We start from the raw sequence: 13805 nt of genomic DNA, 5'->3' as shown, positions 1-13805 counted from the left end.
GAGTCGTTTGCCTTTCGAGCGCGAGGCGGATACCTCAGGCCGGTACGGTTGTGGTGGTCAGCTCGGTGAGCAGTTCGCGGACACGTGCGTCGAGATCGTCGCGGATGAGACGCACTTCGTCGAGGGACTTGCCGTCGGGGTCGGTCAGTTGCCAGTCCAGGTAGCGCTTGCCCGGATAGACCGCGCACGCGTCGCCACATCCCATGGACACCACGACATCTGCCGCGGCGACGACGTCGTCGGTCAGTGGCTTGGGGAATTCGCTGCCCAGGTCGATGCCCTGTTCCTCCATCGCCTGCACGACGATCGGATTGATCTCGTAGGTGGGAGCCGAGCCTGCAGATCGGACGTGGACCAGTCCCCGTGCGTGGTGCTCGAGCAAGGCCGCGGCCATCTGCGATCGTCCGGCGTTGTGGACGCAGATGAACAGCACCTCGGGCACGAGTTTCGGTGCGTCACCCTGTGCTTGGGCCAGGGCAGTGAGGCGGTCCGCGGCGAACTTGCCGGCCAGAGTGGTCAGGTGAGTGTGAATCTTCGAGGTTCGACGCAGCGCGGTGTAGGACTCGAAGACGTAGCGCTCGACGGTCTGGGTGGAGAAGATGCCCTCGTATTCCGCAGCCAGTCTTTCGGCGGTGCGCGAGAGAATGGCCTGGGGCATCAGTAGCTCGGGCTGAGCGCGATGGCTGGCGGGAGAAATGCTGTCGGACATCAGGACTCCTTTGTCGCTGTGGTCACTGGTGGTACGGGGGAGAAGCGCTTACGCAGCGCGAGGGAGACATAGACGAGGCCGACCAGCACCGGCACCTCGATGAGTGGTCCGACGACTCCGGCGAGTGCTTGCCCGGATGTCGCGCCGTACGTCGCGATGGCGACGGCGATCGCCAACTCGAAGTTGTTGCCTGCGGCCGTGAACGCGAGGGTGGTGGTGCGTTCGTAGCCCAGACCCATCGCGGCACCCAGGGCGCAACCGCCGCCCCACATGACCGCGAAGTACACCAGTAGTGGCAGTGCGATCCGAATGACGTCGAACGGCTGTGACGTGATCTGATCACCCTGCAGCGCAAAGAGAATGACGATCGTGAACAGCAGGCCGTAGAGGGCCCACGGGGCGATCCTGGGGATGAACTTCTCCTCGTACCACTCGCGGCCCTTGGCGCGTTCGCCGAAGAAGCGAGACGCGAATCCCGCTATCAGTGGGATGCCGAGGAAGATCAGGACCGACTTGGCGATCTGCCACGGCGACGCCTCGATGGTGGTCTGGTCGAGTCCGAGCCATCCGGGCAGAACCGAGAGGTAGAACCATCCGAGGATGGCGAACATGAAGACCTGGAACACCGAGTTGATCGCGACCAGAACCGCGGCGGCTTCCCGGTCGCCGCAAGCGAGGTCGTTCCAGATGATGACCATCGCGATGCATCGAGCCAGACCGACGATGATCAGGCCGGTTCGGTATTCGGGGAGGTCCGGCAGGAAAAGCCATGCGAGAGCGAACATCAGGGCCGGACCGAGGACCCAGTTGAGCACCAGCGAGCCGATCAGCAGGCGCTTGTCTCCGGTGACGGTGTCGAGGCGGTCGTAGCGAACCTTCGCCAGCACCGGATACATCATGACGAGCAGTCCGATGGCGATGGGGAGCGAGACGCCGTCGACGGAGATGGTGGACAGCGCCTCGTCCATTCCGGGAATCATGCGTCCCAGTAGTAGACCCACGACCATGGCCACGCCGATCCACACGGGCAGGAACCGGTCGAGAGTGGAGAGCTTGCCTACTACGGCAGTATCGGTCGTCGTACTCATGCCATGACCTCCGTGGACTCTGCAGCGTTCAGCACTGCGGAAAGTTGCTGCAGGGCAGCGGGAACCACCGAGTAGTAGACCCAGGTGCCGCGCCGTTCGCAGTCGAGCAACCCCGCCTCGCGGAGCACCTTGAGGTGGTGGGAGATCGTCGGCTGCGACAGGTCGAATGCGGGGGAGATGTCGCAGACACACGCTTCGCCGCCTGCATGGCTGGCGACGAGGCTGAGCAGACGCAGCCGGACGGGATCTCCCAGAGCTTTGAACATGCGGGCTAGATCTCCGGCCCAATCCGCGTTCAGGGGTTCGCGGATCAGCGGCGAGCAGTAGTCACCATCGACGGATGACCGGTCTTGATTCGACATTCGTCTATATTGACGCTCATCGAATCAGGCGTCAAGTGAACAGTTGCCGAACCCGAAGAACGCGGTACGCGACCCCGAGCGCGACCACGACTGTTCCGACGACGATGGATGACGCCGGCAACGTGGCGATCAGCACCACGCACCCGATGCTGCCGAGGACCTGAAGAGCCCGTGGGTAGCGGCGGTGCTCGGCATCCTGGGTGAACGCGCTGAGATTGGCCACCAGGTAGTAGAGCAGCACCCCGAACGACGAGAAGCCGATGGCGTCACGTAGATCGACCACCAGGACCAGCACGCAGACGATCACGGCCAGGAGGATCTCGGCGCGATGCGGAACCGAGTAGCGGGGGTGGACCGCCGCCAGGTACGACGGCAGGTCGTGGTGGCGAGCCATCGCCAGTGAGGTGCGGCCGATGCCCGCGATCAGCGCGAGCAGCGCTCCCAGCGCAGCCAGGCCGGCGCCGACGCGCATCACCGGTGACGCCCACGAATTCCCCGATGTGACGACGAGATCGACCAGAGGAGCAGACGACGAGGCCAGGAGTTCGGGGCCGAGAACCGACAGCAGTGTCAACGCAACCACCGCGTAGACCACGAGCGCGATACCGAGGGCGGAGACGATGGCGCGTGGGATGGTCCGCTCCGGCCGTGTCACCTCCTCGCCGAGCGTGGCAATGCGGGCGTAGCCCGCGAAGGCGAAGAACAGCAACCCCGCAGACTGCAGAATGCCGTACCACCCGTTCTCGATGAACGAGCCGAGCTCGGTATCGACCGGCTCGGACGAGCCGGTGACGCCGAGCACCACCCCGACGGCGAGCACGGTCAGCACAGCGGCGACCAAGATCTTCGTCAGCGTCGCAGTGCGGGTGATGCCGAAGTAGTTCACCGTGGTCAGCACTGTGATAGCAAGTACCGCAACGAGTTCGGTGTATCCGGCCGGGGCGACGTAGGCCGCGAACACCAACGCCATGGCCGCCGAACTCGCAGTCTTGCCGATGACGAACGTCCACCCGGCCAGAAATCCCGGCCACTCGCCGAGTCGCTCACGGCCGTAGACGTACGTGCCGCCAGACGTCGGATACTGGGCGGCCAGCTGAGCCGACGAGGTGGCGTTGCAGAACGCAACGACCGCGGCGACGGCAAGCCCGATGAGCAGGCCCGTGCCCGCGACGGCCGAGGCTGGGGCGAACGACGCGAACACCCCTGCCCCGACCATCGAGCCGACCCCGATGACGACGGCGTCGAACAGTCCGAGGCGACGAGCCAGCGGCTGTGTCACGGCGACAACTGTAGACACACGTCGATCACACGATCGAGGTGTGTGCCTACTTCTTGTTCTGGTACACGTCCGGGATGCCGTCGTGATCGTCGTCGCGGGTTTCTTCGATGTGGATGTCGCGGTAGGCCTTGTTACGGCTGCGCAGGATGACGGCGGCCAGCGAGGCGGCGATGATCGAACCGGTGAGCACGCCCACCTTGACGTGGTCGTCGCGCTCGGTTCCTTCACCGAAGGCCAGGTCTCCGATCAGCAGCGACACCGTGAATCCGATACCCGCGAGCATCGCAACGCCCAAGACGTCGAGCCACTTCAGTCCGGCGTCGAGGGTGGCCCGGGTGAAGCGGGAGACGAGGTAGGTGGTGCCGAAGATGCCGATCGCTTTACCGATCACGAGGCCGGCGATGATGCCGATGGCGATGGGGTCGGTCAGTGCGCTGGCCAGGCCGGAGAATCCACCGACGGTCACGCCGGCTGCACAGAATGCGAAGATCGGCACAGCAATACCTGCTGAGATGGGCCGAACCTTGTGCTCGAAGTGTTCGGCGAGGCCGGGGCCTGCCTCCGGCCCTCCGTTGGCCTTGCTGCGCATCACCGGGACGGCGAAGCCGAGCAGAACGCCCGCGACCGTGGCGTGAACGCCGGACTCGTGCATCAGAACCCACGTCACCACCGCCAGCGGGATGAGGATCCACCACGACCGGATGCGCATCTGCACGGCAACGGCGAACAGTGCGAGAGGGATCAGCGTCAGACCGAGGGCGACGAAATTGATGTCGTCCGTGTAGAAGATGGCGATGACGCTGACGGCCAGGAGGTCGTCGACGACGGCCAAGGTCAGCAGGAAGGTCCGCAGCGCAGTCGGCAGATGAGTGCTGATGACGGCCAGGACGGCAACGGCGAACGCGATGTCGGTTGCCGTCGGGATGGCCCAACCGAGTAGTGCACCGTCCCCGGTGCCGAGGTTGATCAGCACGAAAATGATTGCTGGAACTGCCATTCCGCCGATGGCGGCCGCCACCGGTAGCGCCGCGCGTGCGGGATCGCGAAGATCTCCGGCGACGAATTCTCGCTTGAGTTCGAGACCGACCACGAAGAAGAAGATGGCCAACAGCCCGTCGGCCGCCCATGTCGACAGAGTCAGGTCGAGGTGCAATGCCGAGGGCCCGACGCGGGTATCCATCAGCGAGTCGTAGGCAGCGGACCAGGGTGAGTTGGCCCAGACCAATGCGACCAGGGTTGCGACGAGCAATAGTGCGCCACCGACTGTCTCTTTACGCAGGATCTGCGCGACGCGGTCTGCCTCGGACCAGGAACCGCGCGAGAACAGCGGCAATCGCGTTTTGGGAGATGATGAATCTGTCACGGTGACAGCGCCTTTCGGTAGCTTGGTCGAGCTGCGGGCCAACCTCGGGTAGGACGGTAGACGCGCAGCACAGAGTTGTTGCCGACCAGACTTCCCGGCGCACCGTGGTCGATCCTATCGCGCCGAGGCGTTCGCGACGAACTCGAAGTCAACGAACGCTGGGCACGAATCGTGTCAGCGCGCGCCAGCCCAGCAGTAGAACTGCAGTGGACGCCGTCGCGACGACGATGAACGCACCGGCTGTTCCCTGTCCGGTCAGTGCCCGCAACACCATGCCCACGACAACAGTCGTCACCCACACGACGATGCCCGTCGGAACGACGAGGAACGCGTCGAACTTGTTGCGGTACAGAGCGAACGTGACGACCCAGCCGACGGCGGCACCGACGACGAACGGCCACGCGGTGTGGAACAGGCCGGACAGCGCGGTGGCCTCGTCATGGCTGCGGCGACCGATGGCGGCGAACAGCAGGACCATCAGCAGGTCGAGGACGGCAGCAACTGCGGGGGATCGAAACTTCACGCGACCCACTGTAGACACCCACAGCGAACGGCCCGTACCGCAAATGCGATACGGGCCGTTCGGTGGGCCTCCCGGCGTGGATCAATGTGGGTTTCAGTCGCTTGGACTGCAACAAAGCCGCATTGATCCGAAGGGGGGAGGGGTGATCCCGAAGGGGGAGGGGAAGAGCAGGGCGGAATTACGCCTGCAGGCCGGCTTCGATGTCGAGGTTCAGGGTGATCTTGTCGCCGACGACTGCGCCGCCGCCTTCGAGGGGCATGTCGATGCTGATGCCGAAGTCCTTGCGGTTGATGACGGTGCTGGCCTCGAAGCCTGCGACCGGTCCGTTGCCCATGCCGGCGTTGACGCCGTTGAACTCGAGCTTGAGATCGATGGAGTTGGTGACGCCGTGGAGGGTGAAGTCACCGGTGACGATGAAGTCTCCGCCGTCGGCCTTGACCGAGGTGGACTTGAACGTCGCGGTGGGGAACTTCTCGACCTCGAAGAAGTCGGCGGTCTTGAGGTGGCCGTCGCGCTGCGCGTTGTCGGTCGTGATCGAGGTGACGTCGATCTCGGCGTCGACGGACGGGGTGCCGTCGGCGTCGACGGTGATGGTGCCGGTGAAGGCCTGGAAACGGCCGCGGACCTTGCTGACCACCAGGTGGCGGACGGTGAATCCGACGGTGGAGTGGGATGCGTCGATGGCCCAGGTGCCTGCGGTGAGCTCGGGAAGTGCGATAGCGGTGGTCATGAAGTCTCCTCGTTGGTTGAAGTTTCAATGCTCATAGTACACAAGCGGACCGGGGTCCGTATATATTCCGGGTGAACAGAAAGTGACGGACGCCATATCGCGGCGAGTGTCTATGCGGTGTCCGGATCGCTCTTCGCGTCGCGAACATCCTCGGTGCGGTGCAGCTCCGCGGTCTCCTGCTGTTCCAGCGCGATGTCGAAATCGAGATCGGCGTGCTGGTGCTTGCGGAAGAGTACGAGGAACACGATCCATCCGACGATGGCCACGAGGATGAAGCTGACCCCGCGATAGACCAGCGCCGATGCGACGGCCTGCGAGGCGGTGATCGAGGCAGCGCTGGTGAGAAACGCGATGAGGGTCGCGTCGACGACGACCAGGCCGCCGGGCGCGAGAGGGACGGATCCGACGGCCTTGCCGGCCGCGAACGCGATCAGCAATCCCGACAACCGTGGATCCGCGCCGACGGCGAAGCATGCGAACGCGAGGCAGGCGACATCTGCGAGACGATGCACGGCAGACCACGAGAGGGTGAGCGCGCCGTCGCGCTTGCCGAGTTGGACGGATTGAATCTGGCCGATGATCTTGTCTATGGCCTCGGCCCCGGCGTCGAGCTCGTGGTTACGAAACGCGTTGTACTTGCGCAGACCCCAGCGAGCGATCTGTTTGATCGACTGCGGGTGGTTCGAGATGTATCGAACCGCGGCAACGATGGCGATGACTCCGGCGATCGGAAGCACGAGGGTGAACGTGTTGAACGAGCTACCGACCACGAGCCCGCCCGCAACGCCGAGGACGGCCAGTCCGGCTGCGGCGATGACGCCCGAAATGGCCAGCTGCCAGGACGCGACGACCGGGCTCGCTCCCCAGCGGCGTGTCTCGCGATAGGTGAACGCCGTGGAGAACACCTGGCCAGCGGGGAGGGTGAGCGCCATGGCGGTGCTGCCGTAGATGACGGCCACGGACTTGTGCTGGCGCACCTTGACGCCGCCTGCGTCGAGCAATTGCTTCTGCACTCTGCCGAATGCGCTCAACGACACCGCCTGTGCGAAGACGCAGGCCGCAAGCCAACCCCAGTGGATTTCGCGGACGGCGGTCCAGGATTCGTGCAGCCGCGGCCACAGATATATCGCCTCGCCCACCAACAGCGCGACCAGGGCGATTCCGGCGATCCACTTGACCCACCGAAGTCGGTTTCGCGGACGCCGTACTGCGGGTCCGCGGGTGGAGCTGGGGTCGGGCACCGTGTCAGACTAACCGTCGTGGGGCGAGGAGTCGGGAAACTCCACAGGCCAGGCCAGATGGGTGGCCCGTCGTCGACCACGCAGTTGCACCTGGTCTCCCAGCTCCCACTGTTCCTGTTCCTCGTCGTCGGCGAAGTACAGGGCCGAGGTCGACGCCAGGACGCGTCCGGGACGCAGTTTCGCCAGCTCGGTCAGTCGTGACGCCTCGTTGACCGGGTCACCGATGACCGTGTATTCGAAGCGTTCGGATGCACCGATGTTGCCGGCGACGGCCAGGCCTGCCGATACGCCGATGCCGATGTCGAGGCCGGTGATCTCGTTCAGCGCGAATCGCAGTTCACGCGCGGCAGCGAGAGCAGCGGTCGGTGCATCGGGACGGTCCAGTGGGGCACCGAAGATCGCCAGGGCCGCGTCGCCCATGAACTTGTTGACGAATCCGTGATGGCGTCCGACGACGTCGACGACCACTCGGAAGAACTCGTTGAGCAACACCACCACTTCGCTCGGTGGTCGCTCGGAGGCGGTGGCGGTGGAGCCGACCATGTCGACGAACAGCACTGCCACGAATCGTGTCTCGCCGCCCAACTCGGTTCCGAACTGCAGTGCTCGACGAGCCACGTCCTCACCGACGTGCTGGCCGAACAACTCTCGCAGGACGCGTCGTTCGGCCGATTCCTCCATCATTCGGTTGAAGCCCACCTGGAGGCGGCCGATCTCGGAGCCGTCGAACACATCCACCTCGACGTCCGTCTCGCCGCGCTGGACGCGCTCGATGGCGCTGTGCAGCTGGCTGATCGGATCCGAGATCTGGCTCGCGGTGAGCATCGAGAGCACGAACGCCTGCACGATGGCCAGCACGCTGAGCAGGATGATGGCCACGGCGAGCGAGTTGGGGGAGAACACCAGATCGGTGGTGATCTGTGTGGCGCACAGCAGGATGATGCCGATGACGGGCATCAATGTGCCCAGGCCCCACGTCATGGCCATGCGGGTACCGACGCCGGGCGTCATCGTCCGGTCGAATCGGCCCTCGCTCAACGCCAGTGCCGCGACCGGTCGCAGGATTCGTTCGCCGAGCATGTACGTGAACCCGAACGTGACGGTGGCCGCCATGCCGACGGTGACGATGACGGCGATGGACAGCGACGGCATCTCCGCGATGGTCAACAGTACGAAGATGACGCCGCCGATGATCCAGAGAATCAGGTGCACGATCGCCTGACGCAACGGTGCATGCAGGGTCGTCATCTGTTCCTTGCGGGTGGGCGGTCCCCCGCGGAGCTGCCACCGGATCACCGAGCGCAGGAGGTAATACGCGTAGATCAGGCTGACGACGAGGGCCACCAGGAGGTACGCCCCGAAGATGTACACGTTGCGCACGCGGTCGGCGACGATCGAATCCGATTCGGGGATGGGCAGCCCGTAGCGGACGAAGGCGAAGACGAGCACCGCACCGAAGACATTGGCGATGAGCATCGAGAACATATAGAGCGGCCAGCGACTCTTCAGGGTGAGCGAGACCGCTCGGAAAGATGCCAGCACGGGTTAAATTTAGCGGGTGAGCACCGACGAGTTGCGGGCGCAAGGTACGGGGGCGTCTCCGGGCCTCACTTCGGCCGCGGATTCGGTGCATCCGCTGGTGCGGATCGGTGCCGAATGGACGTGGCGACTGCTTGTCCTGTTTGCCGGATTCATCACTTTTGCGTACGTGGTGGCGAAGTTGAGCACTGTCGTCATTCCACTGGGTCTCGCGCTGCTGGCGGCGGCCATGCTCGTGCCGGTCGTCGACTGGATGCATCGGCGCGGAGTCCCACGGGCCGTCGCGGTGATCGTCGTCATCGTGGCCAGTATCGGCATCGTCGCAGGCATCATGACCTTCATCGTCGAGCAGTTCATCGAGGGTCTCCCGCAGGTGGGTGATCAGTTCACTCAGTCCATCAACGGCATCGAAGAATGGCTCAGCAACGGACCGCTGCACATCAGCGAGGACCAGATCCGGCAGGCGACGGACAGTGTCGTCAAGGTCATTCAGGACAACCAGGAAGCTGTCACCAGCGGTGCGCTGACCACTGCGGCGGTGATCGGTGAGATCCTCACCGGCGCGTTGCTCACGCTGTTCGTCCTCATCTTCTTCCTGTACGGCGGCGATCAGATCTGGCAGTTCGTCACCCGGTTGGCACCGACCGCGGCCCGCAGAAGAATCCGCACCGCGGGCATCCAGGGCTTCGGGTCGCTGGTGGGATACGTCAGGGCGACGGTGGCCGTCGCGGCCGCAGATGCCATCGGTATCGGTGCCGGTCTCGCCATCCTCGGTGTGCCGCTTGCACTCCCGTTGGCCTCGCTGGTGTTCATCGGAGCGTTCATCCCGATCATCGGTGCAGTGCTGACCGGATTCGTCGCGGTCTTCATCGCTCTCGTCACCAAGGGCCTGATCACCGCGGTGATCACCCTCGGCATCGTGGTGGCCGTCATGCAACTCGAAGGCCATGTGCTGCAACCACTTCTGTTGGGTCGTGCCGTGCGTCTGCATCCGTTGGCGGTGGTGCTGTCCATCACCGTCGGCATTCTGCTCGCCGGCATCGTCGGCGGCCTGCTGGCAGTGCCGATCGTCGCCGTCCTCAACACTGCCGTTCGGTCGTTGCTCGCCGACGATCCGGACGAGGTCTACGAGGAACTCGAGGTGACCGACCCGCTGTACTCCGCGGACCCGAGCGACCCACACACCCCACCGGGTAGCGACGAGCCGGATCGGCTTGCCAAGGGAGAGCTGACGATCCCGGATTCCACGAGCGCAGGTCCGAAGACCGATGCGGACGGCTGACCGGGTGAGGGCCACGCTGTCCTCGTCCGATCCGGACACCCCGCTCTGGCGGGCCTCGCAGGCCTTTCGTCTGGTCACACTCGTCTACGCCGTGAGCTACCAGGCCGCGACCGTCGACAACTACACCAACCCACGACTGAGTTGGTTCCTCGTGGCCCTGATGGCCGTGTGGTCCGGGGCGTCGGCGTTGCTGCTCGCACGCGCCTCGCTTCCGCGCTGGCAGGTGGTGCTCGCAGACCAGGTCATCGTCCTCGCACTGATGGCATCGACGCGACTGGTGGCCGATTACGACTGGTACAGCACCCGCCAAACTCTGCCGACCACACTGTGGGCCACCAACGCCGTCATCTCCGCCGCGATCCTGTGGGGCCCCAAGGGCGGAATCGCGTCCGGGGTGGCGATGTCGGTGGTCAGCGCGCTCGTCCGCGACCGCTTCGACTCCGACCTCTGGTCCGACGCCACCGCCCCGGTGCTGCTCTCGGCCGGACTGGCGCTGGGATTGGCGTCGAACACCGCCCGGCGCGCCCACCGAGAGTTGCGTCGGGCAGCACGATCGGCCGCGATCACGGAGGAACGTGAGCGGCTCGCCCGACAGGTGCACGACGGGGTGCTGCAGGTATTGGCCCTCGTTCGACGCAGAGGTCTCGAAATAGGCGGTCCGGCAGCCGAACTCGCCGAGCTGGCCGGTGAACAGGAAGTCGCCCTGCGCGTGCTGATCTCGGAACAGGCAGTACCGCGCGGCGATCACACCGACTCGATCGTCGACGTCAGGGCACTGCTGCGCAGGCAGGCAGGTACCGCCGTCGCCGTCTCGACGCCTGCCGACCCGGTGCTCGTCGAATCCGAGGTGGCCGAGGAACTCGCTGCAGTCGTCGCGACTGCGCTGTCCAACGTCGAACTCCATGCGGGCGCGGAAGCCAAGGCGTACGTACTGCTCGAGGATGTCGACGGGGAGTTGATCGTCAGTATCCGCGACGACGGCCGCGGAATCCCTGCCGGACGGCTCGCAGCCGCCGAAGCCGAGGGGCGGATGGGCGTCTCGAAATCGATACTCGGCCGTGTCGAATCTCTCGGTGGCACTGCGATACTCGATACAGAGGACGGGGCGGGCACCGAATGGGAGATCCGTATTCCACGAACGAGGGAACCGAAGTGACCGAGGAAACGAATGCCGATATCGCGGTGATGGTCGTCGACGATCATCCGATGTGGCGGGACGGCGTCGCCCGAGATCTCGCCGCCGCCGGTTTCAGCGTCGTCGCCACGGCGGACGGCGTCGCCGCTGCCGGACGCCGCGCCCGAGCGACCACCCCCGACGTAGTGCTGATGGACATGCACCTGCCCGACGGCAACGGAGCCGACGCCACCGTCGCCGTCCTCGACGCGTCGCCGCAGACCAAGATCCTGGTGCTCTCGGCGTCCGCAGAACGCAACGACGTGCTCGACGCCATCAAGGCGGGCGCGACGGGTTATCTGGTCAAGAGTGCATCGGCCGAGGAGTTGTTCGACGCCGTTCGCGCCACCTCGGCCGGACAGGCGGTGTTCACTCCCGGCCTCGCGGGCCTCGTACTCGGAGAGTTCCGCCGAATGTCCTCGTCACCGGAACCGGCGTCCGATACGCGCCCGACGCTGACCGACCGCGAAACTGAGGTGTTACGCCTGGTGGCAAAGGGTCTGAGCGCCAAGCAGATTGCCACCCGGCTGACGCTCAGTCACCGCACCGTCGAGAATCACGTGCAGGCGACCCTGCGAAAACTGCAACTGGCCAACCGCGTCGAACTGACCCGCTACGTCATCGAGAAGGGGCTGTGAGGGTTTGCGTCTGCAGCCGAGGGGCACTCTGCATCCCATGACCGACAACGACAATGCAGTGGACACCACCGTCGACCCGGCAAAGCACTCGAAGGGTGTCGACGCCGATCTCGATCAGACCGGCGACGAGCGCGCCGAGGCAATCGACGAGTTCGACGGCCATCTGGACGGGTCGGGCGAGGAGTCCTCGTTGCCGACGCCCGAGCCGACCGACGTGGCCGATCAGTCCGACGAGAAGACCGTGACGCGGTCCGAGTAGCGCTACTGGGCGCACAGCCTGCCGAGCGCGAACTTCGCGACCGGCACGTACGGAAGCACCAGCGGCAGGGGTCCGTCGATCGTCAGCCATGCCCTCGTGCCGTTGGGTCGTGCGACGACACCGTGCGTCAGATCGACCCCGATGGCCTGATTCTGGAACCACGCCGACCATGCCCACGTCCACGAATGCTCGTCGACCGAATGCACCCGGAAGTCGATCGGCACACCCAGCGGCCCCAGCACTCGGCCGGGGGTGTCCGCGGTGAGTCGCTCACCGCGGTACTCGACGCCCATGATCTGCGGTGCCCAGGTCTTCCAGGCCGTCGGTTCCATGTAGCGCTCCCAGACCTCGGGAGCCGCGGCGTTTCCGGTCGATTGCAGTGTCACTCGCATCTGTGTCCTCTACCCGCTGGTAGCGATCCCCACACAGAATTCCGCGAAGGTTCGGCCGGCATCCATCGCCGCGCCGTCGGGCGGACTTGTCGCCGAGCAGACTGATCGAGTGCGCATCGTCCAGCTCGCGAACTTCTACGGACCGCGGTCCGGCGGTTTGCGGACGGCCGTCGACCAGCTCGGGTCGGGGTACGTCACCAGGGGCCACGACGTGAGTCTGATCGTGCCGGGAGATCGATGGAGCGAGACACTGCTGCCGTCTGGAGTGGTGCGCATCGAGGTACCGGCACCGCAGATCCCGTTCACCGGCGGCTATCGGGTGGCCGATCCGCGGCGGGTGTCGTCGGTCGCGGCCGGACTGAGACCCGATGTGATCGAAGTATCGGACCGCCTCACGCTGCGCGGAATGGGTGCCTGGGCGGCGCGCCGAGACGTACGCAGCGTGATGATCTCGCACGAACGCCTCGACCGTCTGCTCGCGCAGACCATGCCGATGCGCTGCGCCCGCCCCATCGCGGACGTGGCCAACCGTCGCACCGCCGCGTCGTACGACGCCGTGGTGTGCACCACGGCGTTCGCGCAGCAGGAGTTCGAGCGCATCGGTGTTCGCAACGTGCACCGAGTGCCGCTCGGTGTCGATCTCGACCTGTTCCATCCACGTCGTCGGCAGGTAGGCGAGCGCACCGCGTGGTTGGGCACCGCCGATCGGCTGCTCGTGCACTGCGGCCGGCTCTCGGTCGAGAAGCACGTCGAGAGAAGTATCGACTCGCTTGCCGCGCTGTGCGACTCGGGTATGCAGGCGCGGCTGATCATCGCAGGCGACGGCCCCCGCCGAGCGAGCCTGGAACGACGCGCCCGCGGTCTTCCCGTCGACTTCCTCGGTTTCGTCGACGGCAGGTCGGCTGTCGCGGCCCTGCTGGCCTCGGCGGACATCGCCCTCGCGCCTGGGCCGCACGAGACGTTCGGCCTCGCGGCTCTGGAATCGCTCGCCGCAGGCACCCCCGTCGTCGTCTCCGAGACCTCGGCTCTGGCGCAGATCGTCACCCCGCACTGCGGCGGCTCCTCGAAGAACACCGCAGCCGGATTCGCCGCCGAGATCGAACGAGTACTCGAACTACCGGTCGACGGCCGCCGCGTCGCCGCGAGGTCGCGTGCAGAACAGTTCGGATGGCCCGCGTCGATCTCCGGAATGCTCTCGGTACTGGGCGGTCGCGCAGCCTGAGATC

General features: G+C 65.4%; 15 protein-coding genes. 5 read left to right on the top strand and 10 right to left on the bottom strand.

Translation table 11 applies throughout. The annotated features are described in order from the left end of the window. Positions 1-34: 34 nt before the first annotated feature. The 9 genes from MTX34_RS09145 to MTX34_RS09105 all read right to left on the bottom strand — a co-directional run bounded on the left by MTX34_RS09145 (position 35) and on the right by MTX34_RS09105 (position 8780). Positions 35-709: a three-helix bundle dimerization domain-containing protein gene (locus MTX34_RS09145; RefSeq protein WP_243609182.1), complete on the bottom strand. Its 675-nt coding sequence runs from the start codon at positions 707-709 to the stop codon at positions 35-37. Beyond that, positions 709-1797 carry an ACR3 family arsenite efflux transporter gene (arsB, locus tag MTX34_RS09140; RefSeq protein ID WP_243609181.1) on the bottom strand — a complete coding sequence of 363 codons (1089 nt, stop codon included), beginning with the start codon at positions 1795-1797 and terminating at the stop codon, positions 709-711. The genes MTX34_RS09145 and arsB overlap by 1 nt, the downstream gene beginning before the upstream one ends. Beyond that, positions 1794-2159, bottom strand: coding sequence for a helix-turn-helix transcriptional regulator (locus MTX34_RS09135; protein WP_243609180.1), 366 nt, complete (start codon positions 2157-2159; stop codon positions 1794-1796). Before MTX34_RS09135 ends, arsB begins: the two co-directional genes overlap by 4 nt. A gap of 31 nt (positions 2160-2190) precedes the next feature. Continuing rightward, positions 2191-3438: an APC family permease gene (locus tag MTX34_RS09130; protein WP_243609179.1), complete on the bottom strand. Its 1248-nt coding sequence runs from the start codon at positions 3436-3438 to the stop codon at positions 2191-2193. A 46-nt stretch (positions 3439-3484) separates the two neighbouring features. Continuing rightward, the gene (gene nhaA, locus MTX34_RS09125; RefSeq protein ID WP_243609178.1) at positions 3485-4801 is read right to left on the bottom strand and encodes a Na+/H+ antiporter NhaA; all 1317 of its coding nucleotides are present in this window, start codon (positions 4799-4801) and stop codon (positions 3485-3487) included. A gap of 148 nt (positions 4802-4949) precedes the next feature. Next, positions 4950-5333: a DUF3054 domain-containing protein gene (locus tag MTX34_RS09120; RefSeq protein ID WP_308198502.1), complete on the bottom strand. Its 384-nt coding sequence runs from the start codon at positions 5331-5333 to the stop codon at positions 4950-4952. A 169-nt stretch (positions 5334-5502) separates the two neighbouring features. Beyond that, positions 5503-6054 (bottom strand): YceI family protein, encoded by a 552-nt coding sequence (locus MTX34_RS09115; protein ID WP_243609177.1) that lies wholly within the window; start codon positions 6052-6054, stop codon positions 5503-5505. Between the two features lie 110 nt (positions 6055-6164). Then, on the bottom strand, positions 6165-7295 hold the full coding sequence (locus tag MTX34_RS09110; RefSeq protein ID WP_243609176.1) for a YbhN family protein: 1131 nt from the start codon (positions 7293-7295) through the stop codon (positions 6165-6167). A gap of 9 nt (positions 7296-7304) precedes the next feature. Then, on the bottom strand, positions 7305-8780 hold the full coding sequence (locus tag MTX34_RS09105) for an adenylate/guanylate cyclase domain-containing protein (RefSeq protein ID WP_243609218.1): 1476 nt from the start codon (positions 8778-8780) through the stop codon (positions 7305-7307). Positions 8781-8922: 142 nt separating this feature from the next. Between MTX34_RS09105 and MTX34_RS09100 the strand changes: the two genes are divergently transcribed. The 4 genes from MTX34_RS09100 to MTX34_RS09085 are packed head-to-tail and all read left to right on the top strand — an operon-like array spanning position 8923 to position 12187. After that, positions 8923-10116: an AI-2E family transporter gene (locus tag MTX34_RS09100; RefSeq protein WP_243595324.1), complete on the top strand. Its 1194-nt coding sequence runs from the start codon at positions 8923-8925 to the stop codon at positions 10114-10116. Beyond that, positions 10103-11272 carry a MacS family sensor histidine kinase gene (gene macS / locus MTX34_RS09095; protein WP_243609175.1) on the top strand — a complete coding sequence of 390 codons (1170 nt, stop codon included), beginning with the start codon at positions 10103-10105 and terminating at the stop codon, positions 11270-11272. Before MTX34_RS09100 ends, macS begins: the two co-directional genes overlap by 14 nt. A gap of 29 nt (positions 11273-11301) precedes the next feature. Beyond that, positions 11302-11928: a response regulator gene (locus MTX34_RS09090; RefSeq protein WP_374230291.1), complete on the top strand. Its 627-nt coding sequence runs from the start codon at positions 11302-11304 to the stop codon at positions 11926-11928. Between the two features lie 37 nt (positions 11929-11965). Continuing rightward, positions 11966-12187 carry an autophagy-related protein 2 gene (locus MTX34_RS09085; RefSeq protein ID WP_243595229.1) on the top strand — a complete coding sequence of 74 codons (222 nt, stop codon included), beginning with the start codon at positions 11966-11968 and terminating at the stop codon, positions 12185-12187. 2 nt (positions 12188-12189) lie between these two features. Here the strand turns inward: MTX34_RS09085 and MTX34_RS09080 are convergent, their stop codons facing one another. Beyond that, positions 12190-12579 (bottom strand): MarR family transcriptional regulator, encoded by a 390-nt coding sequence (locus MTX34_RS09080; protein WP_243609174.1) that lies wholly within the window; start codon positions 12577-12579, stop codon positions 12190-12192. A gap of 109 nt (positions 12580-12688) precedes the next feature. Here MTX34_RS09080 and MTX34_RS09075 point away from each other — a divergent pair, with 109 nt between their 5' ends. Further along, positions 12689-13801: a glycosyltransferase gene (locus tag MTX34_RS09075; RefSeq protein ID WP_243609173.1), complete on the top strand. Its 1113-nt coding sequence runs from the start codon at positions 12689-12691 to the stop codon at positions 13799-13801. The last annotated feature ends 4 nt before the right edge of the window (positions 13802-13805 follow it).

This window comes from Rhodococcus sp. ARC_M5, from assembly GCF_022810405.1.
Classification (GTDB): Bacteria; Actinomycetota; Actinomycetes; order Mycobacteriales; family Mycobacteriaceae; genus Rhodococcoides; species Rhodococcoides navarretei.
This window is presented reverse-complemented; position numbering and strand designations above follow the sequence as displayed.

Bases quoted from the DNA above. Each gene is read 5' to 3' on its own strand.
- MTX34_RS09145 (WP_243609182.1), bottom strand. From the start codon at position 709: ATGTCCGACAGCATTTCTCCCGCCAGCCATCGCGCTCAGCCCGAGCTA.
- arsB (WP_243609181.1), bottom strand. From the start codon at position 1,797: ATGAGTACGACGACCGATACTGCCGTAGTAGGCAAGCTCTCCACTCTC.
- MTX34_RS09135 (WP_243609180.1), bottom strand. From the start codon at position 2,159: ATGTCGAATCAAGACCGGTCATCCGTCGATGGTGACTACTGCTCGCCG.
- MTX34_RS09115 (WP_243609177.1), bottom strand. From the start codon at position 6,054: ATGACCACCGCTATCGCACTTCCCGAGCTCACCGCAGGCACCTGGGCC.
- MTX34_RS09105 (WP_243609218.1), bottom strand. From the start codon at position 8,780: ATGTTCTCGATGCTCATCGCCAATGTCTTCGGTGCGGTGCTCGTCTTC.
- macS (WP_243609175.1), top strand. From the start codon at position 10,103: ATGCGGACGGCTGACCGGGTGAGGGCCACGCTGTCCTCGTCCGATCCG.
- MTX34_RS09090 (WP_374230291.1), top strand. From the start codon at position 11,302: ATGGTCGTCGACGATCATCCGATGTGGCGGGACGGCGTCGCCCGAGAT.
- MTX34_RS09085 (WP_243595229.1), top strand. From the start codon at position 11,966: ATGACCGACAACGACAATGCAGTGGACACCACCGTCGACCCGGCAAAG.
- MTX34_RS09080 (WP_243609174.1), bottom strand. From the start codon at position 12,579: ATGCGAGTGACACTGCAATCGACCGGAAACGCCGCGGCTCCCGAGGTC.